General features: G+C 66.5%; 19 protein-coding genes. All 19 read right to left on the reverse strand.

Annotated features, from left to right (window positions below):
• Window positions 1–63 precede the first annotated feature (63 nt).
• The 19 genes from AC1KAT_RS01945 to AC1KAT_RS02035 all read right to left on the reverse strand — a co-directional run bounded on the left by AC1KAT_RS01945 (window position 64) and on the right by AC1KAT_RS02035 (window position 20,883).
• On the reverse strand, window positions 64–969 hold the full coding sequence (locus AC1KAT_RS01945; RefSeq protein ID WP_480322229.1) for an SDR family oxidoreductase: 906 nt from the start codon (window positions 967–969) through the stop codon (window positions 64–66).
• Window positions 970–1,000: 31 nt separating this feature from the next.
• The gene (locus tag AC1KAT_RS01950; RefSeq protein ID WP_480322231.1) at window positions 1,001–1,936 is read right to left on the reverse strand and encodes a glutathione S-transferase family protein; all 936 of its coding nucleotides are present in this window, start codon (window positions 1,934–1,936) and stop codon (window positions 1,001–1,003) included.
• 26 nt (window positions 1,937–1,962) lie between these two features.
• Window positions 1,963–3,609: an isovaleryl-CoA dehydrogenase gene (locus tag AC1KAT_RS01955; RefSeq protein ID WP_480322233.1), complete on the reverse strand. Its 1,647-nt coding sequence runs from the start codon at window positions 3,607–3,609 to the stop codon at window positions 1,963–1,965.
• A 59-nt stretch (window positions 3,610–3,668) separates the two neighbouring features.
• A complete protein-coding gene (locus AC1KAT_RS01960) occupies window positions 3,669–4,688 on the reverse strand; it encodes an NADP-dependent oxidoreductase (protein ID WP_480322235.1) in 1,020 nt (339 codons plus the stop codon).
• Window positions 4,689–4,763: 75 nt separating this feature from the next.
• Window positions 4,764–5,204, reverse strand: coding sequence for a PaaI family thioesterase (locus tag AC1KAT_RS01965; protein WP_480322237.1), 441 nt, complete (start codon window positions 5,202–5,204; stop codon window positions 4,764–4,766).
• Window positions 5,205–5,223: 19 nt separating this feature from the next.
• Window positions 5,224–6,012 carry an SDR family oxidoreductase gene (locus AC1KAT_RS01970; RefSeq protein WP_480322239.1) on the reverse strand — a complete coding sequence of 263 codons (789 nt, stop codon included), beginning with the start codon at window positions 6,010–6,012 and terminating at the stop codon, window positions 5,224–5,226.
• Between the two features lie 46 nt (window positions 6,013–6,058).
• A complete protein-coding gene (locus AC1KAT_RS01975; RefSeq protein WP_480322241.1) occupies window positions 6,059–6,850 on the reverse strand; it encodes an SDR family NAD(P)-dependent oxidoreductase in 792 nt (263 codons plus the stop codon).
• A gap of 55 nt (window positions 6,851–6,905) precedes the next feature.
• Complete coding sequence (locus AC1KAT_RS01980; RefSeq protein WP_480322243.1) at window positions 6,906–8,969, reverse strand: M3 family metallopeptidase; 2,064 nt, start codon at window positions 8,967–8,969, stop codon at window positions 6,906–6,908.
• 25 nt (window positions 8,970–8,994) lie between these two features.
• Entirely contained in the window at window positions 8,995–9,183 is a 189-nt protein-coding gene (locus AC1KAT_RS01985) for a hypothetical protein (RefSeq protein WP_480322245.1), read from the reverse strand.
• 33 nt (window positions 9,184–9,216) lie between these two features.
• A complete protein-coding gene (locus AC1KAT_RS01990) occupies window positions 9,217–11,046 on the reverse strand; it encodes an acyl-CoA dehydrogenase (RefSeq protein ID WP_480322247.1) in 1,830 nt (609 codons plus the stop codon).
• 159 nt (window positions 11,047–11,205) lie between these two features.
• Entirely contained in the window at window positions 11,206–12,381 is a 1,176-nt protein-coding gene (locus tag AC1KAT_RS01995) for an acetyl-CoA C-acyltransferase (protein ID WP_480322249.1), read from the reverse strand.
• Window positions 12,382–12,510: 129 nt separating this feature from the next.
• On the reverse strand, window positions 12,511–13,095 hold the full coding sequence (locus AC1KAT_RS02000; protein ID WP_480322251.1) for an HD domain-containing protein: 585 nt from the start codon (window positions 13,093–13,095) through the stop codon (window positions 12,511–12,513).
• 17 nt (window positions 13,096–13,112) lie between these two features.
• Window positions 13,113–15,209 (reverse strand): 3-hydroxyacyl-CoA dehydrogenase NAD-binding domain-containing protein, encoded by a 2,097-nt coding sequence (locus AC1KAT_RS02005; RefSeq protein ID WP_480322252.1) that lies wholly within the window; start codon window positions 15,207–15,209, stop codon window positions 13,113–13,115.
• A 244-nt stretch (window positions 15,210–15,453) separates the two neighbouring features.
• Entirely contained in the window at window positions 15,454–16,149 is a 696-nt protein-coding gene (locus tag AC1KAT_RS02010; RefSeq protein WP_480322254.1) for an ABC transporter ATP-binding protein, read from the reverse strand.
• A 2-nt stretch (window positions 16,150–16,151) separates the two neighbouring features.
• The gene (locus AC1KAT_RS02015) at window positions 16,152–16,952 is read right to left on the reverse strand and encodes an ABC transporter ATP-binding protein (RefSeq protein ID WP_480322256.1); all 801 of its coding nucleotides are present in this window, start codon (window positions 16,950–16,952) and stop codon (window positions 16,152–16,154) included.
• Window positions 16,949–18,271, reverse strand: a complete 1,323-nt coding sequence (locus AC1KAT_RS02020; protein WP_480322258.1) for a branched-chain amino acid ABC transporter permease — start codon at window positions 18,269–18,271, stop codon at window positions 16,949–16,951. Before AC1KAT_RS02020 ends, AC1KAT_RS02015 begins: the two co-directional genes overlap by 4 nt.
• A 4-nt stretch (window positions 18,272–18,275) precedes the next feature.
• Complete coding sequence (locus AC1KAT_RS02025) at window positions 18,276–19,223, reverse strand: branched-chain amino acid ABC transporter permease (RefSeq protein WP_480322260.1); 948 nt, start codon at window positions 19,221–19,223, stop codon at window positions 18,276–18,278.
• A gap of 158 nt (window positions 19,224–19,381) precedes the next feature.
• The gene (locus AC1KAT_RS02030; RefSeq protein WP_480322262.1) at window positions 19,382–19,612 is read right to left on the reverse strand and encodes a hypothetical protein; all 231 of its coding nucleotides are present in this window, start codon (window positions 19,610–19,612) and stop codon (window positions 19,382–19,384) included.
• Between the two features lie 20 nt (window positions 19,613–19,632).
• Window positions 19,633–20,883: a branched-chain amino acid ABC transporter substrate-binding protein gene (locus AC1KAT_RS02035; RefSeq protein ID WP_480322264.1), complete on the reverse strand. Its 1,251-nt coding sequence runs from the start codon at window positions 20,881–20,883 to the stop codon at window positions 19,633–19,635.
• Window positions 20,884–20,969 lie beyond the last annotated feature (86 nt).

Genomic DNA, 20,969 nt, shown 5'->3' on the forward strand with positions numbered 1-20,969 from the left:
CTCAGCGGCCCTTCGCTGCGCGGGTGCAGCGGGCCCCGCTCACGCGCGGGGCTCCGGCGGGGCTCAGTCGGCTTCGCGCAGCGCGGTGCGCAGCTTGTCCCACATCTCGGGGCGGGCGAAGAAGGGGTTCGACGGGTTGCGCGTGTTGAGCAGGTCTTCCATGCGCACTTGCACGCCCGACAGGGCCTGCGGGTGGCTGTAGATGTAGAACTGCTTGGCCTCCAGCGCCTCGAAGACCATCTTCGCGACGGCTTCGGCGGTGACCTTGCCGCTGGTCACGGCCTTGGCGCTGGTGGCGCGGCCGATGATCTGGCTCTTGGTCAGCGCCTCGGGCTCTGCGTCTTTCGGGCGGTTGCGTTCGCTCTCGTGGATGCCGGTGGGCACGAAGTACGGGCACAGCACCGAGGCGGTCACGCGGTCGCTCACGAGCGCGAGGTCTTGGTACAGCGTTTCGCTCAGCGCCACGACGGCGTGCTTGCTGACGTTGTAGACGGCCATGTTGGGTGCGCACACCAGGCCGGCCATCGAGGCGGTGTTGACGATGCAGCCTTCGTAGTCGGGGTCGCTCTTTTCGGCGGCCAGCATCATCGGCGTGAAGGTGCGCACGCCGTGCACGACGCCCATCAGGTTGACGCCGAGCACCCAGTTCCAGTCCTTGAGCGACAGCTCCCACATCAGGCCGCCGCCGCCGACACCGGCGTTGTTGAACACGAAGTTCGGTGCGCCGAACTGGGCGAACGTGGCCTGGCCCATGGCCTCGACCTGCTCGGCCTTCGACACGTCGCAGGTGAACGGCAGCACCTGCGCGCCCATGGCCCGGACCTCGGCCACGGCCTTGTCGAGGGCTTCTTGCTGCACGTCGGCCATCACGATGTTCATGCCGCGCTGCGCGGCGATGCGCGAGGCTTCGAGGCCAAAGCCCGAGGCCGCGCCGGTGATGACGGCGGTGCCGCCCTTGAAATTCTTCATGGCTTGTCTTCCTTGTGGAGCTTTTTGATTCTCAGGCGTCGCGCTTGCGCAGCAGGTAGCCGATTCGCGGGAAATGCACGTGCACGGTGCCGGCGCGCGCGTCGCGCCGCTCGATCACCGCCTCGTCGGTGCTCAGGCCCACGAGGGTGCCTTCGACCGCATCGGTGGCGTAGTCGGTGGCCGCGATTGTCACCGCGTCACCGGCTGCGAAACCCAGCCCGGGCGCGACGCTGCACGGCGCATGGCCCGACGCCGCCCTTGCGATGGCCAGGGCATCGCCGCTGTCGAGCGGCTGCGGGCGGCCCTCGCCCAGGGCGGCCACGCGGGCGTACCAGGCCGCAATCTGCGCGTAGGGCGACAACAGCTCGGCCACGGGCCCGGCGCGGTGCAAGAACCAGATCGACTGCGCCGCGGCCACGTCGGCGATGCAGGGTTGCTCGCCCAGCAAGAAGGGCCCGCCGACCGCGAGCGCCGATTCAAGCCAATCGAGGTAGCTGGCCAATGCCGCCGCGTTGTCGGTGCGGCCGACGCGCGGCCGGTTGGCCATCATCGCGGCGCGGTCGGGGCCGAAGGCCTTGATCTGCTCGGGCGTCAGGTGCTTCAGCACGTGCGGCACGCCGGCCGGTTGCAGCGCCACCGGCACGGCCGCCCAGAACAAGGCCGTGTCGGCCCACTGCGCCAGCATGTGCTGCGAGCCGCCGGCCGAGGCGGGGTACAGCGAAGGCTCGGGCCACAGGCGGTCGATCACGCGGCACATCAACGCGGTGTCGCAGTAGATGTCGGCGCCGATCTGCATGAAGGGCGTGCGGCGGTAGCCACCGGTGAGCGCCACCACATCGGGCTTGGGCATGATCGACGGCACATCGACCGAGCGCCAGTCGAGCGACTTCATGCCGAGCACCCAGCGCACCTTCTGCGAGAAGGGCGAGGTTTCGTAGTGGTGGAGGATGAGTTCAGGCTGGGTCATGAAGGGCCGTGAGGGTTGAGACAGGTTCAGCGCGGCAGGGCGCGCTCGATGAGGGATTCGAAATCGGTGGCGTCGGCCGGCAGCGTGCCGAAGGCCAGCCCGCCCTCGCCGCCCAGCCGCGCGCGGCAGAAGGCATCGGCCACGAAGGCCGGGGCTTGTTGGCGCAGCAAGGCGGCTTGCAGCGCGAGCGCCACGTCTTGCGCGAGGCGGCGCGCGTCGGCCTCGGGGGTGGCGTCGATGCGCGCGGGCAAGGCATCGGCGAAGCGGTCGAAGTGGTCGTTGCTGCCGCGTGCGGGGGCCAGCTCGGCCAGCAGCGCGCCGGCGCCATCGGCATCACCGCTGCCCTTGCGCAGCGCGCGCAAGAGGTCGAGCGCCATGATGTTGCCGGCGCCTTCCCAGATGCTGTTGACGGGCATCTCGCGGTACAGGCGGGCCATGACGCCTTCGCCGTGCTCTTCGACGTAGCCGTTGCCGCCGAGGCATTCCATCGCCTCTTGCGCGAAGGCCGCGCCGCGCTTGCAGACCCAGTACTTGGCGACCGGCGTGAGCAGGCGGCGCATCAGGCGCTCGTGCGGGGTGTCGTGGTCGAAGGCGTGCGCCAGGCGCAGCGCGAGCGCGGTGGCGGCTTCGCTTTCGAGCGCCAGGTCGGCCAGCACGTTGCGCATCAAGGGCTGCGCGATCAGCGGCTTGCCGAAGGCGTGGCGCTGGCGCGTGTGGTCGAGCGCGAGGGCCAGCGTCTGGCGCATCAGGCCGGCGCTGCCGAGCGCGCAGTCGAGCCGGGTCAGCGCGCCCATCTCGAGAATCTGCGGCACGCCCCGGCCGGGCTCGCCGACCAGCCAGGCGTGCGCGTGGTGAAACTCGACCTCGCTGCTGGCGTTGGCCTTGTTGCCGAGCTTGTCTTTGAGGCGCTGGATGTGGATGGCGTTGACCTCGCCATCGGGCCTGAAGCGCGGCAGGAAGAAGCAGCTCAGGCCCTCGTCGGCCTGCGCCAGCACGAGAAAGGCGTCGCACATGGGCGCCGAGAAAAACCACTTGTGGCCGACCAGCGTGTAGCGGCGGCCCCAGGCGTCGTCGCCATCGAAACGGGCGCGGGTGGTGTTGGCGCGCACGTCCGAGCCGCCCTGCTTTTCGGTCATGCCCATGCCCATGGTCACGCCGGCCTTCTGCGCGGCCGGCGCGAAGCGCGCGTCGTAGCGCCGCTGCGTGAGGCGCGGCACCCACTCGGCCGCGAGCGCGGCGTTGCCGCGCAGGCCGGGTGTCGCGGCATAGCTCATCGAGATGGGGCACATGGTGCCGGGCTCCAGCCCGTTGAAGAGCATGAAGCCGGCGGCGCGCTGCAGGTGCGCGTCAGCCCCGCCGGCCCAAGGCGCGCCGTGCAGGCCGGCATCGGCGGCGGCGCTCATGAGCGCGTGGTAACTGGGGTGAAACTCGACCTGATCGACACGCCGGCCGAAGCGGTCATGCGTGACGAGGCGCGGCAGGTGCACATTGGCGAGCCGCGCGTGGGTGTGCAGGGCCTCGCTGCCGAGCAAGGCGCCCAGCGCCGACAGTTCGTGGGTGTCGAGCGCGGGCGCGTGGAAGGCGAGCGCGTCACGCAGCGCCCGGTGGCCGTCGAAGGCGTTGTGGCCGACGAGCGGTTCGGGTTGGTTGAAGACCTCGTGGGTGGTGTCCATGCGATGGGCTCCTTCCGGGTGGGCTCAGCCCGAACGGGCTGAGCTCGTCAATCAACCCCTCAGATCAGCTTGACCAGCTGCTTGCCGAAGTTCGCGCCCTTCAGCAGGCCCATGAAAGCCTCGGGGGCGGCTTCGATGTTCGGCGCGATCGACTCGCGGAACTTCATCTTGCCGCTGGCGATCATGCCGCCGAGTTCTTTCATCGCTTCGGGCCACACGCCCATGTGCTCGCCGACGATGAAGCCTTCGACCTTGAGGCGCGATTGCAGGATGAGCTGCGGGTACTTCATCGGGATCGGCTCGCCGTTGTAGCCGGCGATCATTCCGCAGAAGGCCATGCGGCCGAAGGCGTTCATGTTGAGCATCACCGCGTCGAGGATGGCGCCGCCGACGTTCTCGAAGTAGCCGTCGATGCCATTCGGCGTGGCGGCCTTCAGCGCAGCGGTCAGGTCCTTGGGCTCGGGGTAGGCCTTGTAGTCGATGCAGGCGTCGAAGCCCAGTTCTTCAACAACGTACTGGCACTTGTCGGGGCCGCCGGCAAAGCCGACCGCGCGGCAGCCGCGCGCCTTGGCCAGTTGGCCCACCGTCGCACCGACCGCACCGCTGGCCGCGCTGACGACGACGGTCTCGCCTTCTTTCGGTTGGCAGATCTTCATCAGGCCGTACCAGGCCGTGACGCCGGGCATGCCCACAGCGCCGAGGTAGGCCGACAGCGGAATCTGCGAGGTATCGACCTTGCGCAGCACGCCGGGCTGGTTGGCGTCGGCCACCTGGTACTGCTGCCACCCGCCCATGCCCACGACCTTGTCGCCGACCTTGTAGTTGGCATGGCGCGACTCGACCACCTCACCGACCGTGCCGCCGATCATCACTTCGTTCAGCGGTTGCGGGTTGGCGTAGCTCTTGCCGTCGTTCATGCGGCCGCGCATGTAGGGGTCGAGCGAGAGGTAGTGGTTGCGCACCAGCACCTGGCCTTCTTGCAGCGCCGGAACGGCCGCCTCGACGAGCTTGAAGTTGTCGGCGGTGACCGCGCCCTTGGGGCGCGAGACGAGGTGGATTTGCTTGTTGATCGTGCTCATGGTGCTTCCTTGTTGAGGTCTTGTTGCAGAGGAAAAAGCTTCGGTGGGCCGCTGCCGTCGTTCAGCCAAACCGTTTCAGTCGGACGCCGCCTTGCGCTCGACGCGCTTGTCGCCGACGTTGATGCCGCTCAGGTACTTGAAGGTGCCCGTCGCATGGGCGGCGACCACGCCCTGTTCGTCGAGAACGCTGGCTTCGCAGAAGGCCATCGACGAACTCGCATGCAGCACGCGGCCCTGGGCCACGAGGCGGCCGAGGCCGGGTCGCATGAAGCTGGTCTTCATCTCGATGGTGACGACGCCCTGCCCGGTAGGCTCGCCGCCAGCCACCTTGGGCGAGCGGGCGGCGTGGGCCATGGCCACGTCGAGCAGCGTCATCGTCACGCCGCCGTGGGCCATGCCCCAGGAGTTGGTCAACTCCTCGCGCAGGTCCACGCCGATGTGGGCTTCGCCACCTTCGAACTTGAGCAGCTCGAAGCCGAGCATCTCGACGAAGGGGATGTGTCGCTGGAACTTCATGGCCGCCCCCGCTGTGCGCTCACGCGCCGTGAATGGCCGACACGCCGCCGTCGATGGCGAGGATCTGCCCGGTGATGTGCTTGCCCGCCGCCGAGGCGAACAGCACGGCTGCGCCCTTCAAGTCGTCGTCGTCGCCGATGCGGCCCAGCGGTGCGTTGCTGGCGATGCGCTCGCCGGCTTTCTCGAGCGTGCCCTTGGTCATCTTGCTCGGGAACATGCCCGGCGCCAGCGCGTTCACGTTGATGTTGTACTTGCCCCATTCACCGGCCAGCGTGCGCGTGAAGTTCACGACCGCGCCCTTGCTCGTGCCGTAGGCAATGAACTGGATGTGCGACGACGCGCCCGACAGCCCGGCGATCGAGGCGACGTTGATGATGCGGCCCTGCCGGCGCGGAATCATGCTGAGCTTGCCCACGGCCTGGCTCATCAGGAAGATGCTGCGGATGTTGAGGTCCATGACCTTGTCCCAGGCTTCCAGAGGATAGTCCTCGGCCGGTGCGCCCCAGGTCGCGCCCGCGTTGTTGACGAGGACATCGATCTGCCCCAGCCGCGCCATCGCTTCGTTGGCGACGCGCGTGATCTCTTCGGGCTGGCTCGCGTCGGCGGCGATCCACGTGGCCTCGATGCCGCGTGCCTTCAGGTGCGCGGCGGCCTCTTCGAGGTCGGCCGCCTTGCGCGAGGTCAGCACCAGCTTGGCACCGGCTTCGCCCAGCGCTTCGGCGATCTGCAGGCCCAGGCCGCGCGAGCCGCCGGTGATGAGCGCGGTCTTGCCGCGCAGGTCGAACAGGTTCTGGATGGGTGTGCTCATGGCGATCTCTGTCGTGTCGTGGGTAAGGGGTGAAAGTCGGTGGCGATCAGTAGCGATGGATGGCCGTGCGGCCGCCGTCGATGGCGAGGATCTGGCCGGTGATGTGCTTGCCAGCGGCCGAGGCGAACAGCACGGCCGCGCCCTTGAGGTCGTTGTCGTCGCCGATGCGGCCCAGCGGCGCCACGCGGCCCAGCGCGGGCAGGCCGTGCCGGGCGATGATGTTCTTGGTGAGGCGGCTCGGAAAGAGCCCCGGCGCGATGGCGTTCACGTTGATGCCGTGCGGGCCCCACTCGCCGGCGAGCGTGCGGGTGAAGTTGATCACCGCGCCCTTGCTGCTGGCGTAGGCGATGTACTGCGTGCTGGGCGAGCCGCCGGCCAGCCCGGCGATCGACGCGATGTTGATGATGCGACCGCGCTGGCGCGGAATCATCCATTGCTTGCCCACCGCCTGCGACAGCATGAACACGCTGCGCATGTTGAGTTGCATGACGCGGTCCCAGTCTTCGAGCGATTGCTGCTCGGCCGGGCATTGCCCGCCCGTGCCGGCGTTGTTGACGAGGATGTCGATGGGCCCGAAGTCGCGGGCCGAAGCCTCCATCAGGCCCGCGATGGCCTCGGGCTCGGTCACGTCGGCGGCGTGCCAGGTGGCGTCGATGCCGCGTGCGCGCAGCGCTTCGCTGGCCTGCGCCAGATCGGCCGCCTTGCGCGAGACCAGCAGCACGGCCGCGCCCGCCTCGCCCAGCGCCTCGGCGATCTGGAAGCCCAGGCCGACCGAGCCGCCGGTCACCAGGGCGCGCTGGCCGCGCAAGTCGAACAAGTTGTGAAGAGGTGTGCCCACGTGAGGTGTCGGTTCGTCGGTTGAATGAAGGCGTCGGCGCGTCGTTCGGGGCCGCTCACTGGCGCCGCAGCGCCCGAAAGAACGCGTCGCTGTTGGGCTCGCGCCCGAGAAAGCGGCGCATCAAGACGGTGGGGTGCTCCTGGGCGCCGGGCGCGAGCACGTCGCGGCGGTAGCGCCGGCCGGTGTCGGCATCGAGCGGTTGCGCCGTGAAGGCAGTGCGCAGGTCGTCGGCGGCGACCTGGCTCCACAGGTAGCTGTAGTAGCCGGCCGCGTAGAAGCCCGCGACGTGCTCGAAGCTCGACGGAAAGTGCGTGCCGGCCGCATGCCCGAGCGGTGTGGCGCCTTCCATCTGCCGCCACAGCGCCATGGGCTCGGCGGGCTCGCGGCCGTGCAGCGCGAGGTCGAAGCTCGCGTACAGGTGCTGCCGGCCGGTGGACAGGCCCTTGGCGAAATGGCGCGCCGCCTCGGCCTGCCGCAACCATTCGGCCGGCACGGGCGGGCAGTCGCTGCAGGCCTGGCGCGCGAGTTCGTGCACCTCGGGCGCGTAGACCCAGTCTTCGAGCATCTGCGACGGGGCTTCGACGAAGTCGAGCAAGGTGTCGAGCCCGCTGTGCGAGGCATAGCGCGTGGTCGAGAGCAGGTGATGCATCGCGTGGCCGAACTCGTGCATCAGGATCTGCAGGTCGGCGAGGCTGACGCCGGCGCGGTCGATGTTCGACACCAGCGCTGCCACCGGTTGCACGCGCGTCTGCGCGGACCCATTTCGCACCGGCCAAACCGCCGCGTTGATGTACTTGCCCTCGCGCGGGTACAGGTCGATGAAGAGCTGCCCGATGGGCTCACCGCTGGCCGTGTCGCTTACCGCGTAGGCCTGCGCGTCGTCGTGCCACAGCGCGCCGGTGGCGGCCTTGTCGAGCGGCTGAACGCTGACGCCGAACAGGCGCTCGGCGACACCGAACATCAACGCCAGCGCGGCGCGCGGCGGCATGCTGGCGCGAAAGCGCTCGGCGTCGAAGCCGTGCCGCTCGCGGCGCACGCGTTCGACGTAGTAGGCGACGTCCCAGCGGTGCAGCACAGTGCGGTCGAGTGACGCCCCCAGGTGCTGGGCCTTGGCCTGGCGCAGCGTGAACAGGTCGTCGCGCTCGCGCGCTTCGATGGCCTGGTGCACGGTGTCGAGAAAAGCGCTGGCCGCCGCCTCGCTGCCGGCCATGCGCCGGCGCAGCAGCAAGTCGGCATACGAGGCGTGGCCGAGCAGCTGGGCCAGCTCGCGGCGCGCTCGGGCCAGTTGGTCGAGCGTGTGCAGGTTCGCGCCGCCACCGAGGTTCTGCCCGATGCGCCACATGCGCTCGCGGGCGCGGGCGTCGTGCGCCTGTTCGGTGATGGCGGCGTACAGGGCCATGTCGGGCCGCAGCTTCAAGCGGCCTCGCGCATCGCGCTTGGCGTCTTGCCACATCTCGGGCGGCACGCCTTTCAGCTCGTCTTCGGTGAAAAGCGCCTGCGTCGAGTCGTCGCGCACGCGTCGCTCGAAGTCTTGCGTCAGGCGGGCGATGCGTTCGCGCAAGGCCAGCAGGCGTTCGCGCTGAATGGGGCGCAGGGTGACGCCAGCGTCGTGCATTTCGTCGAGACGGTCCTGGCGCAGCCGGGCTTCGATCGCCTCGGCGGGCGCCAGGTCGTGCAGCGCCGCGTAGAGCGTGCGGCTTTGCAGCCACGCGTTCTTCAGGGCTTGCAGGCGCAGGTCGCAAGCCTCGGCCGCGTCGCGGATGCGCTTGTCGGGGTGCACCGCAGCCAGCAGAGACAGCGGGCCTTGCACGGCCTGTTGGCGCTGTGACAGGCCATCCAGCTCTTGCAACAGCGCGGCGCGCGGCGCACGTTCGATGCGCGGCTGGCTGGCGCGCGTGTCGGCCAGCATGCGCTCGCACGCAGCACGCACCTGGGCGGGCTCGGTGTAGCGCGGAAAGCGCCACGCGGGCTCGCGGGGCTGGGCGGGTTCAGCAGGCGCCGACGCGGTCTGCGCCGCGGGCTTGGCAGGCTCGGTGGCAGCAACCGGACTCACCAGCGCGCAGGCGAACGCGAGCGCGAGCGCCAGTGGCCTGAACAGATTGATCGCTGGCGGCTTCATCGCGGGCAGCTTGCGAGGCGCGATCTCAGGCCTCCTTGATGCGCGAGCGCACGTAGATGAGCGCGAAGCCCACCGCCGCGACCACCCCGCCCACCGCACAGATGCCGCCGCCGATCGCCGTGCTGCCGCTCATCACCGCCAGGCCAAGGCCCACGGCCAGCAGGCCGCCGTAGATCAGCACCCAGATCAGGGTGTCGAGCGTGCTTGTCTTCATGTTGTTGTCTCTCTTCAGGGTGCGAGTGGCGCGTCAGAACCAATCGTCTTGCATGCTGCGGCAGGTGTCGTCGCGCGAGGCCACCACCGCAAGCCAGGCCGGCACGCGCGGCAGCTCGTAGCGGAAGAAATACCGCGCCGCCGCGAGTGTGCCCTGCCGTTGCGCCTCGTCGATGGCGGCGGCCTGCGCGCACAGGGCGACGTCGAGCCACACCCAGGCCAACACGGTGTGGCCGAAGCCCTGCAGGTAAGGCGTGGCGTTGGCGAGTGCGTCTTCGGGCTGGCCGGTGGCCCACGCCGATTGGGTCGCCTGGCCCAGCGTGGCGAGCATGGCCGCGAGTTGGCGGGCCTCGTCGGCGAAGGCGGGTTGCTGCAGCGCACGTTCGATCGTCGCGTTGACCTTGCCGGCCAGCAGTGCGAAGCCTTTGCCGCCTTGCATGGTGACCTTGCGGCCCAGCAGGTCGAGGCCTTGGATGCCGTGCGTGCCCTCGTGGATCATGTTCAGGCGGTTGTCGCGCCAGTACTGCTCGACCGGGTAATCGCGCGTGTAGCCGTAGCCGCCGTGGATCTGAATCGCGAGCGAGTTCGCTTCCAGGCACCACTCGCTGGGCCAGCTCTTGGCGATAGGGGTCAGCATCTCCAGCAGCAAGCCGGCTTCGGCGGCTGGGGCGGCCTCGCCCGTGTGCAGTTCATCGACGAGCCGGGCGCAGTACAGCTCCAGTGCCAACGCGCCTTCGCAGTACGACTTCTGCGCGAGCAGCATGCGCTTCACGTCGGCGTGCTGGAGGATGGGCACCTGCGGCTTGGCGGCGTCTTTGCCGCTGGCGGTCATCGGTCGGCCCTGCGGGCGGTTACGGGCGTAGTCCAGGCTGGCTTCGTAGCCGGCATAGCCGAGCATGGTCGCGCCCAGGCCGACACCGATGCGGGCCTCGTTCATCATGTGGAACATGCACTTGAGACCATCGCCGGGCTGGCCGACGAGGTAGCCAATGGCTCCCGAGCTGCCGCGCATCGGGTACTTACCCTCGCCGAAGTTCAGCAGCGTGTTCGGGATGCCGCGGTAGCCGAGCTTGTGGTTCAGGCCCGCGAGCGCCACGTCGTTGCGCTCGCCGGTCAGCTCGCCGCTTTCGTTGACGAGCTTCTTCGGCACGATGAAGAGCGAAATGCCCTTGGTGCCCGGCGTCAACTGGCCATCGGGCCCTGGGATCTTCGCCAGCACAAGGTGCACGATGTTCTCGGTCAGCTCGTGCTCGCCGTTGCTGATCCACATCTTGTTGCCGCGCAGTCGAAAGCGCGGGCCGAGCGGGTCGGCTTCACTGCCTGCACCGTCGGGCACGGCACGGGTGGCGATGTCGGACAGGCTCGACCCGGCCTGCGGTTCGCTGAGGCACATGGTGCCGAAGAAGCGCCCGGCGAACTCGTTCTTGGCGAAGACGTCTTTCTGCCGCGGCGTGCCGTGCGCCATCAACAGGTTGGCGTTGCCCGAGGTCAGCATGCCGCCGCCACCGAGGCCGATGCTCGCCTTCGAGAAGAAGGTGTTGGCCGCCATCTCGACCACGCAGGGCAGCTGCATGCCTCCCATCTCGTAGTCTTGCGCGGCGGCCAGCATGCCCGACTCGACGTAGGCCCGGGCCGCGTCGTGCGAAGCCTGCGGCAGGATCACCTTCTCGCCATCGAAGTGCGGCTCTTCGGTGTCACCCAGCCGGTTGAAAGGCGCGAACTTGTCGCGCGCGATGCGCTCGCAGGTGTCGAGCACCGACGCGAAGGTCTCGCGCGAGTGGTCGGCGAAGCGCTCGCGTTGCGTGAGCTGATCGACGTGCAGCCAGTGGTCGAGCAGAAAGTCGAGGGTGCGGCGGTAGGTCATGCGTGCTTGGGCACCTGGGGTGATGCGGCCAGAGGATCAACCGCCAAGACGCCAAGATCGCAAGGGACGCCAAGGAAGCTGTCTTCTTTGCGTTCTTGGCGTTCTTTGCGTCTTTGCGGTGAAAAAGAGCGTGCGAGTCAGCAGGCGGTGAGCGAAGCGTCAAAGCACCTCGAACACACCCGCCGCGCCCATGCCGCCGCCGATGCACATGGTGACCACCACGCGCTTGGCGCCGCGGCGCTTGCCTTCGATCAGCGCATGGCCGGTGAGGCGCTGGCCGCTCACGCCGTAGGGGTGGCCCACGGCGATGGCGCCACCGTTGACGTTGAGCTTGTCCATCGGGATGCCCAGGGTGTCGGCGCAATACAGCACCTGCACGGCGAAGGCTTCGTTCAGCTCCCACAGGTCGATGTCGCTGACCTTCAGGCCCAGTTTCTTCAGTACCTTCGGAATGGCGAACACCGGGCCGATGCCCATCTCGTCGGGCTCGCAGCCCGCGACCGCGAAGCCGAGAAAGCGGCCCAGCGGCTTGAGGCCGCGTTGCTCGGCGAGCTTCTCGTTCATCACGACGACCGCGCCCGCGCCGTCGCTGAACTGGCTGGCGTTGCCGGCGGCGATCACGCCGCCTTGAATCGCCGGCTTGATGCCCGCGAGCGCCTGGGCCGTGGTGCCGGCGCGCAGGCCTTCGTCCACGCTCACCGTGACCTGTTTCGTGCGCAGGCCAAGGGCCGGGTCGGCCACACCGGCCATCACGGTGATGGGCACGATCTCGTCCTTGAACTTGCCCGCCTCTTGCGCGGCGCAGGCCTTTTGCTGGCTGGCGGCGCCGTATTCGTCCATGCGCTCGCGGCCGATCTTGTAGCGCTTGGCGACCTGCTCGGCGGTCTGCAGCATGTTCCAGTAGATCTCGGGCTTGTGCTCAACGAGCCATGGGTCGGCGATCATGTGGCGGTTCATCTCGTTCTGCACGCACGAGATGCTTTCGACGCCACCGGCCACGTACACGTCGCCCTCGCCGGCGATCACGCGCTGCGCGGCCAGCGCGATGGTCTGCAGGCCGCTCGAGCAGAAGCGGTTGACGGTCAGGCCGCTCACCGTGATCGGCAGGCCCGCACGCAGCACGATCTGGCGCGCGATGTTGCTGCCGGTCGCGCCTTCGGGGTAGGCGTTGCCGATGATGACGTCTTCGACCTCGGCGGCGTCGATGCCGGCGCGCTCAACGGCGGCCTTGACCACGTGCCCGCCCAGCGTGGCGCCATGGGTCATGTTGAAAGCGCCCTTCCAGCTCTTGGCGAGCGGGGTGCGGGCAGTCGAGACGATCACGGCTTGGGTCATGGCGGGCTCCTCGGAAGGATTCGGTGGGTCAATCAACGCCGTTCGCCCTGGGCCTGTCGAATGGCTTCGACGGGCTCGGCCCGAACGGATGGGAGTGGGTCTTGAAGCGGGGGACGAATCAGCAGCGGGTCAGGACGACGCCTCGACCGCCTTCTTGTAGATGCTCTGGCGCGGTTTCGCGAACACGCGCCGCACCATCGGCTCGAACTCGCTCATCGGCAACGTCTCGGCCTTCGCATCGAAGGCCGGGTTGTCGTAGAGCGCGCAGAACTCTTCGGTGCGGGCGAAGTGCGCATGGCCGCGAAACTGCTCGCGCATGTCGCGGTCGAGGCCCAGGTGATGAAAGAAGTAGTAGCCCTGGAAGATGCCGTGGTGCTGCACCATCCAGAGGTTGGCTTCACTGACGAAGGGCTTCAGGATTGCGGCGGCGATGTCGAAGTGGTTGTACGAGCCCAGCGTGTCGCCGATGTCGTGGAAGAGCGCGCACACCACGTACTCTTCGTCTCGGCCATCGCGCAGCGCGCGTGTCGCGGTCTGCAGCGAGTGGGTGTAGCGATCGACCGGAAAGCCGCCGTAGTCGCCTTCGAGCACCTTGAGGTGCGCAAGCAGGCGGTCGGGCAGGCCGCGTTGAAAGGTGCGCGACTCGGCACCGATCAGCGCCCAGTCGTCGGCAGTGCTCGACTCCATGCGCGTGAAACTGGCGCGTGCATTCATGGCGTGGCCCCTCGCGCTCAGTTGAAGGTCTTGCCTTCGGCGGCCAGCCGGGCCAGCAGCGGCGCGGGCTTCCAGAAGCTTGCGTCGTCGAGCGGGTTCTTGGCAAAGCGCTTCATGGCCTGCACCACGCTGAAGAGCCCTTGCGTGTCGGCGTAGCACATGGGGCCGCCGCGGTACAGCGGGAAGCCGTAGCCGCTGAGGTAGACCATGTCGATGTCCGACGCCTTCGACGCGATGCCCTCTTCGAGGATGTGCGCGCCCTCGTTCACCAGCGCGTACACGAGGCGTTGCACGATCTCTTCGTCGCTGATCTTGCGCGGCGTGATGCCGAGCGACTCACGGTGCTTCTTGAGCATGTCTTCGACCACCGGTGACGGGATGGCGTCGCGCTTGCCCGGCACATAGTCGTACCAGCCGGCACCGGTTTTCTGGCCGTAGCGGCCCAGTTCGCACAGCAGGTCGGCGTTCTTGCTGTAGCGCATCTCGGGCTGCTCGACATAGCGGCGCTTGCGGATGGCCCAGCCGATGTCGTTGCCAGCGAGGTCGCCCATGCGGAAGGGGCCCATGGCAAAGCCGAACTTCTCGATGGCCTTGTCCACCTGCTGCGGCGTGGCGCCTTCGTCGAGCATGAAGCTCGCCTGCCGCGTGTACTGCTCGACCATGCGGTTGCCGATGAAGCCGTCGCACACACCCGAGACCACACAGGTCTTCTTGATGATCTTCTTGCCCAGTTGCATGACGGTGGCGAGCACGTCTTTCGCCGTCTGCTCGCCGCGCACCACCTCCAGCAGCTTCATCACGTTGGCCGGGCTGAAGAAGTGCATGCCGATCACGTCTTGCGGACGCTGCGTGAATGCGGCGATCTTGTTCAGGTCGAGCGTGGACGTGTTGCTCGCCAGAATGGCGCCGGGCTTCATCACCGCGTCGAGCGCCTTGAATACGGTCTCTTTGACGTTGAGGTCCTCGAACACGGCCTCGATCACGAGGTCGGCTTCGCGCAGGTCGTCGTAGCTGAGCGTGCTGCTGAGCAGCGCCATGCGCTCGTCGAGCTTTTCTTGCTTGAGCTTGCCCTTCTTGACCTGGGCTTCGTAGTTCTTGCGCATGACGCCGATGCCCCGGTCGAGCGCGTCTTGCTTCATCTCGAGCATGACGACCGGGATGCCGGCGTTCAGGAAGTTCATCGCGATGCCGCCCCCCATGGTGCCGGCGCCGATGACGGCCACCTTGTGGATGGCGCGCGCCGGCGTGTCGGCCGGCACATCGGGGATCTTACTGGCCGCACGTTCGGCGAAGAACACATGGCGCTGCGCACGGCTCTCGGGCGTGAGCATCAGCGCCTGGAAGAGGTCTTGCTCGTACTGCAGGCCGGCGTCGAACTTCATCGTGACGGCCGCCGCCACGGCCTCGATGCACTTCAGCGGCGCCGGGAAGTTGCGGTACAGGCCGCCAACCGTGTTGCGCGCGAACTGGAAGTACGCGTCGGGGTTCGGGTGCCGGGCCTTCAGGTCGCGCACGCGCGGCAAGGGCCGCGCATCGGCCACCTTCGTGGCGAACTGGATCGCCGCGTCGAGCACGTCGCCATCCACCAACTGGTCGAACAGCTTCTGGCCCGGCAAGGCCGCGAGCTGCTCGCTCTTGGCGGTCTCGCCGGTCACGATCATGTTGAGCGCGGTTTCGACGTCGAGCGCGCGCGGCAGGCGTTGCGTGCCACCGGCCCCCGGAATCAGGCCCAGCTTCACCTCGGGCAGGGCCACCTGCGTGCCCTTGGCGACCACGCGGTAATGGCAGCCGAGGGCCAGTTCGAGGCCGCCGCCCATCACCACGCTGTGGATGGCCGCGACCACCGGCTTGGCGCTGCCTTCAACGGCCGCGATGGCGTCGAGCAGGTTGGGCTCGGCGCTGGCTTTTGGCGAGCCGAACTCGCGGATGTCGGCGCCGCCCGAGAAGGCCTTGCCGGCGCCGGTCAGCACGATGGCCTTGACCGCGGCATCGTCGCCCGCGCGCTCCATCGCATCGACGATGCCTTTTCGCACCTCGTGCCCCAGGCCATTGACCGGTGGGCTGTTGAGGGTGACCACGGCCACGGGGCCGCGAACTTCGTAGTTGACGCTCATCGCAATCTCCGTCCGGGAAGGTGTGGCGTGCGGCGGCTGCACGCAGGCAGCGCCGCCGTCATTGCCTTCGAGATGTTCTTCAGACCATCGCTCAAGAAACGAACGATCGTTCGATACTAGAAAACAAAAACGCCGGCTTCAGTCTCGTCAGCGACATCACGAATGATGCGCCTGGAGACCGCAGCCGGCGTCTGCGGGGATTTGCTTTTTCAGGCAGCGCGCCTTCGCGCACCGCCCGCTGCGGTCAAACCTCCAGCCACTCCTTTCGCACCGCCGCGTCGGCGCGCAACTGGTCGGGGGTGCCTTCGAACTTGATCTCGCCGTGGCCCATCACGTAGCAGCGGTCGGCCACTTCGAGGGCGATGGTCAGCTTCTGCTCGATCAGCAGCACCGAGATGCCGCGGCGCTTCAACTCGCGCAGGTACTCGCCCACCAGTTCGACGATCTTCGGCGCCAGGCCTTCGGTCGGCTCGTCGATCAGGATCAGGTCGGGGTCACCCATCAGCGTGCGGCACAGCGTGAGCATCTGCTGCTCGCCGCCCGACAACACGCCGGCCTCGACGTCCTGCCGTTCCTTCAGGCGAGGGAACAGCTTGTACATGTCGTCGAACGTCCAGCGCGCCTTCTTCTTGTTGCCCTTCTCGCCCAGCACGAGGTTGTTGTGCACCGTCATGCGCGGAAAGATGTCGCGGTTCTCGGGCACGTAGCCGAGGCCCTGGTGCGCGATCTGGAAAGCCTTCAGGCCCAGCAGTTCCTTGTTGTTCCACTTCACCGAGCCCTTGGCATCGACCAGGCCCATGATCGCCTTGGCGGTGGTCGAACGGCCCGAGCCGTTGCGGCCCAGCAGGCTGACGATTTCGCCCGGCTTCACGTTCATCGTGACGCCGTGGAGGATGTGGCTCTTGCCGTAGTAGGCGTGCAGGTCAGTCAGTTGCAGCATGGTCAGTGGGCTCCCGCGGCTTGCTTGTCGGCCAGTACGGAGCCGAGGTAGGCCTCTTGCACGCCCACGTTGGCGCGCACTTTCTCCGGCGTGTCGAAGGCGATCACCTCGCCGTACACGAGCACGGCAATCTTGTCGGCCAGGCCGAACACCACGCCCATGTCGTGTTCGACGGTGAGCAGGGTCTTGCCTTCGGTGACTTCGCGGATCAGTTGAATGAAGCGGTGGGTCTCTTCGTTGCTCATGCCCGCGGTGGGCTCGTCGAGCAGAATGACGCTGGAGCCGCCGGCGATGGTCAGGCCGACTTCGAGCGCACGTTGCTCGGCGTAGGTGAGGTTCATCGCCTCGACGTCGCGCTTGCGGTCGAGCTTGACCATGTGCATCACCTGCTCGGCGCGTTCGTTCGCGTCGCGCAGGTTCGACAGGCGCTTCCAGAACGCGTACTTGTGGCCGAGCGAGTACAGCACGGCGCAGCGCAGGTTCTCGAACACCGACAGGCGCGTGAACAGGTTCGACACCTGGAAGCTGCGCGCCAGGCCCTTGCGGTTGATCTGGTAAGGCTTCAGGCCGTCGATGCGTTCGCCATGCAGACGGATCGCCCCGCTGGTGGGACCGAAGCGCCCGCTGATCAGGTTGAACAGCGTGGACTTGCCGGCGCCGTTGGGGCCGATCACCGCGACGCGTTCACCCGGCTTCACCTGGAGGTTCGCGCTGCGGATGATCTCGGTCTTGCCGAAGCTCTTGCAGACGTTGTCGAGTTCGAGCGCCCAGCCGCCTTGCTTGGAGGTTGTCCCTTGGCTCATGCGGCCTCCTTCATACGGATGATGGCTTGGATTTCTTCCTGGATCTTGTCCCAGTGGCGCTTGAAGTAGCGGCGGGCGATTTCCATCAGCACCACACCGACCACCAGCACCGCGAGCGGGCCGTACCAGGCGGAAGGCTCGAGCACATTGAAGGTCTGGCCGAACATCGTCATTTCAGGCGACATCGCCGCGTTGAACTGCTTGTGGTAGATCATCTCGATCGTGGTCGTGAGGCCGAGGAACAGCACCACACCAGCCCCGATCATGGCCACGTAGGGCAGCAGCAGACGGCTGAACTTCTTGAAGGCCGCCACGCGCAGGTTCATCAAGATGATGCTCGAGATGCCACCCGGGGCGTACATCACCACCAGCACGAACAGCATGCCGAAGTACAGCAGCCAAGCCTTGGTCAGCTTCGACAGCACCGTGGTGCCGATCACCAGCAGGATGCCGCCGATGACGGGGCCGAAGAAGAACAGGCCGCCACCCAAGTACGTGAACATCATGATGTAGCCCGAGGCGTGCGCCCCCAGCTGCCCAGCCTGCACCAGCTCAGAGTTCAGTGCCAACAGACCGCCGCCAATGCCGGCAAAGAAGCCCGACAGGATGAACGCGATGTAGCGGACCAGCTGCGTGTTGTAGCCAATGAACTCGACCCGCTCGGGGTTATCGCGCACGGCATTCAAGATGCGGCCGAACGGCGTGCGGGTGATGGCGAACATCAAGCCCGTGCAGATGAAGCAGTAGGCCGCGATCAGGTAGTACATCTGGATCTGCGGGCCGAACGTCACGTTCAGCAGCGGCTTGCCCTCGGCGTCTTTCAGGCCGAGGAAGGGCTGACCGACCATCCGGTTCGAGCTGACACCGCTCTCGCCGCCGAAGAAATCGGGAAACATCAACGACGCGGCGTAGACGAGTTCACCCACACCCAGCGTGATCATGGCGAAAGTGCTGCCCGCCTTCTTGGTGGACACCCAGCCGAACACGGCCGAGATGGCCATGCCGCCCAGGCCGCCCACGATCGGCACCAGGGTCACCGGCAGCGGGAAGCCCTCGCCCACCTTGTTGAGCGCATGGATGGCACAGAACGCGCCCAGCCCCGAATAGACGGCATAGCCGAAGCTCAGCATGCCGCCCTGCCCCATGAGCATGTTGTAGGCGAGGCAGATGATGATGCTGGCGCCCATCAGCGACAGCATCGTGAGGGCCAGGCCCCCCGAGAAGATCAGCGGCGCGAAGATCAGCACCAGGGCGAAAACGCCCCAGACGATCAACCGGCCGATGTTGAGCGGCTTGAATTGATAGGTTTTCTGCGTCATGAGTTCAACCCTCCCGAGTGCCCATCAGACCCTTGGGTCGGAAGATCAGGATCAGCACCATCAGAACGAACGGCAAGATGGGAGCCACCTGCGAGATCTTCAGGCTCAGCAGGCTGTAACCGAAGGTGGTGGGAGCGATCTGCGTGTTCATGCCTTCGAGCAAGGTCACGACGGAGTAGTCGAAACCCACTGCAAAGGTCTGCAGCACAGCGATGAGCATCGACGCCCAGAACGCGCCCGCCAGCGACCCGAGGCCACCGACGACGACGACCACGAAGATGATCGGCCCCACGGCGTTGGCCATGCTTGGGTCGGTCACCGTGAAGGGGCCGTTGATGACGCCAGCCAGAGCTGCCAGGGCCACGCCGCCACCGAACACCATCATGAAGACGCGCGGCACGTTGTGACCCAACGCTTCGGTCATTTCAGGATGCGTGAGCGCCGCCTGAATCACCAGGCCGATGCGGGTGCGAGACAGCAGCAGCCACAGGCCGACCAGAGCGACGATGGCCACACCCATCATGAAGGCGCGGTAGGTCGGGAACTGCGTGCCAAAGATGCTGAAGAGCGAGCCCTCAAGCGACGGGGGCATCTTGTAGTCCACCAGTTCGGTGCCCCAGATCAGCAGCACCAATTCGCCCAGCACCGTGAAGATGCCCAGCGTCACCAGCAGTTCGGACACGTGACCGAACTTGTGGGTGCGGCGTAGGCTGTAGCGCTCGAACAGCGCACCCAGAACGCCCACGGCCAGCGGCGCAAGAATGAGACCCGGCCAGAAGCCAAGGAACTGGGCGGATGTGTACGCGAAGTACGCCCCCAGCATGTAGAAGCCCGCGTGGGCGAAATTGAGCACGCCCATCATGCTCATGATCAGGGTCAGCCCTGAACTCATCAGAAACAGCAGCAGCCCGTAGCTGATGCCGTTCAGCAGCGATATGGTGAAGAACTCCATCGCGTCCCCAAGTTGATACGAGAAATGCCGCTCGGCTCGCCGGCGCACATCCGCCCGATGGCGGCGCAGTGCGCCAGCCCGGGGTCAGCGCGTATGCACTGACGCGCCAGGCCAGAAACGGCCGGGCGTATTGTCTACGCCCGACCTTTGGCGACCGATCAAATTTTTGCCAAACGCTCACGAAACGACACACCCAGAAACACGCGCGCCCCACCGACGCAACAGCGCAGGCGGGGAGACTTCAAACGATTTCCGGGTGGGTCTTCAGAGCGCAGGCCCTCCATCACGATCTTCTGGATGATCAGGTCTTCCAGCCAAGCCGATACAGCTTCGCTGCGCCCGATTCGCGAGCATCCAAAGAAAACAGGCTTGGCAGTGAAAACTGCCAAGCCTGTGATTCAGCAACCGATCAGCTCGGGCGCTTCATCTGGCAGGTCGTGGGCGTGCTGGACACGTACGACTCGATCTTCTTGTCGAGCACGAAGGTGTTGCCCGTCTTCTCGACGTCGATGGTGTTCTTCGCGTCTTTCTTGGCCCAGTTGAAGACGTACAGCGGCATTTGCAGCTGGTGGTCGGCAGCGCGCATGGTGATTTCGTTTTCCATGCTCTTGATCGTCAGGCCTTCCATCGCCTTGGCAACCTTCACCGGGTCGGTCGACTTGGCCTTGGCCATGGCGGCGCTCAGCATGCGAATCGACTGCACCGAGGGCGTGTTCGCGAAGGTTTCGTTCGGGAACTTCTCGCCGAAGGCCTTGCGGAACGCGGCGTACTCGCCACCCAGGTTGGCGTACGACGGGTAAGCCGACTTGACCTTGCCCAGACCGTAGTCACCCAGCGTGGCGGGGCCACCCGCTTGACCGGCGTAGTAGGTGTAGAACTTGACGTCGAGGCCAGCGTCCTTGGCAGCCTTGAACAGCAGGTTCAGGTCGGGACCGAAGTTGCCGGTGATGACGGCCTTGGCACCCGATGCCTTGATCTTGGCCACGTAAGGCGCGAAGTCCTTGACCTGGAAGATCGGCGTCAGGTCTTCACCGACGATCTTCACGTTCGGAGCCTTGCGGGCCAGAACTTCCTTGGCGTACTTGGTCACTTGGTGACCGTGCACGAAGTTCTGGTTCATCAGGTAGACGCTGTCGATGGCCTTGTCGTCCTTGATCGACTGGCCGATGGCTTCCATCTTCATCGACGTGTCGGCGTCGAAGCGGAAGTGCCAGAAGCTGCAGCGCTCGTTGGTCAGCGCCGGGTCCATCGCCGAGTGGTTCAGGTAGACGATTTCCTTGCCGGGGTTGCGCTCGTTGTGCTTGTTGATCGCGTCGATCAGGGCACCGGCGACACCCGAACCCGAGCTGCCTTGCGACACGTAACGGATGCCTTGGTCGATGGCCGACTTCAGGACGTTCAGCGTTTCAGGGCCCGAGCCCTTGTTGTCCAGAGGAACGATCTCGAACTTGACGCCGGCAGGATTGCCCTTGCCGTTTTCACGCTCAGCCAGCAGTTGCAGCGTGTGAAGGATGTTGAGACCGAGGTTAGCCGAAGGACCCGAGAAGGGATCGATCACGGCAATCTTGACCGTCTCGCCGGCTTGCGCAAACGACAGGCTGGCGCTCAGCGACAGAGCGGCAACGACGGAGGCCCCCAGAACCTTCTTGGCAAATCTCATGTATCACTCCTTGGAGAGGAAAAAAGTCAACGCACAACGATAACCGAGAAAATTTGCCGTCCGATTCAGGGAACACCCGAGCGCCA

Source organism: Piscinibacter sp. PDB5-1 (assembly GCF_056676035.1).

Coding starts and splice junctions, on each gene's coding strand:
- AC1KAT_RS02025 (WP_480322260.1), bottom strand. CDS start 19,223: ATGGAGTTCTTCACCATATCGCTGCTGAACGGCATCAGCTACGGGCTG.
- AC1KAT_RS01950 (WP_480322231.1), bottom strand. CDS start 1,936: ATGACCCAGCCTGAACTCATCCTCCACCACTACGAAACCTCGCCCTTC.
- AC1KAT_RS02005 (WP_480322252.1), bottom strand. CDS start 15,209: ATGAGCGTCAACTACGAAGTTCGCGGCCCCGTGGCCGTGGTCACCCTC.
- AC1KAT_RS01960 (WP_480322235.1), bottom strand. CDS start 4,688: ATGAGCACGATCAACAAGCAAATCCACCTCGTCTCGCGCCCCAAGGGC.
- AC1KAT_RS02035 (WP_480322264.1), bottom strand. CDS start 20,883: ATGAGATTTGCCAAGAAGGTTCTGGGGGCCTCCGTCGTTGCCGCTCTG.
- AC1KAT_RS01955 (WP_480322233.1), bottom strand. CDS start 3,609: ATGGACACCACCCACGAGGTCTTCAACCAACCCGAACCGCTCGTCGGC.
- AC1KAT_RS02000 (WP_480322251.1), bottom strand. CDS start 13,095: ATGAATGCACGCGCCAGTTTCACGCGCATGGAGTCGAGCACTGCCGAC.
- AC1KAT_RS01945 (WP_480322229.1), bottom strand. CDS start 969: ATGAAGAATTTCAAGGGCGGCACCGCCGTCATCACCGGCGCGGCCTCG.
- AC1KAT_RS01995 (WP_480322249.1), bottom strand. CDS start 12,381: ATGACCCAAGCCGTGATCGTCTCGACTGCCCGCACCCCGCTCGCCAAG.
- AC1KAT_RS01970 (WP_480322239.1), bottom strand. CDS start 6,012: ATGAGCACACCCATCCAGAACCTGTTCGACCTGCGCGGCAAGACCGCG.
- AC1KAT_RS01965 (WP_480322237.1), bottom strand. CDS start 5,204: ATGAAGTTCCAGCGACACATCCCCTTCGTCGAGATGCTCGGCTTCGAG.
- AC1KAT_RS02010 (WP_480322254.1), bottom strand. CDS start 16,149: ATGCTGCAACTGACTGACCTGCACGCCTACTACGGCAAGAGCCACATC.
- AC1KAT_RS01985 (WP_480322245.1), bottom strand. CDS start 9,183: ATGAAGACAAGCACGCTCGACACCCTGATCTGGGTGCTGATCTACGGC.
- AC1KAT_RS02020 (WP_480322258.1), bottom strand. CDS start 18,271: ATGACGCAGAAAACCTATCAATTCAAGCCGCTCAACATCGGCCGGTTG.
- AC1KAT_RS02015 (WP_480322256.1), bottom strand. CDS start 16,952: ATGAGCCAAGGGACAACCTCCAAGCAAGGCGGCTGGGCGCTCGAACTC.
- AC1KAT_RS01990 (WP_480322247.1), bottom strand. CDS start 11,046: ATGACCTACCGCCGCACCCTCGACTTTCTGCTCGACCACTGGCTGCAC.
- AC1KAT_RS01980 (WP_480322243.1), bottom strand. CDS start 8,969: ATGAAGCCGCCAGCGATCAATCTGTTCAGGCCACTGGCGCTCGCGCTC.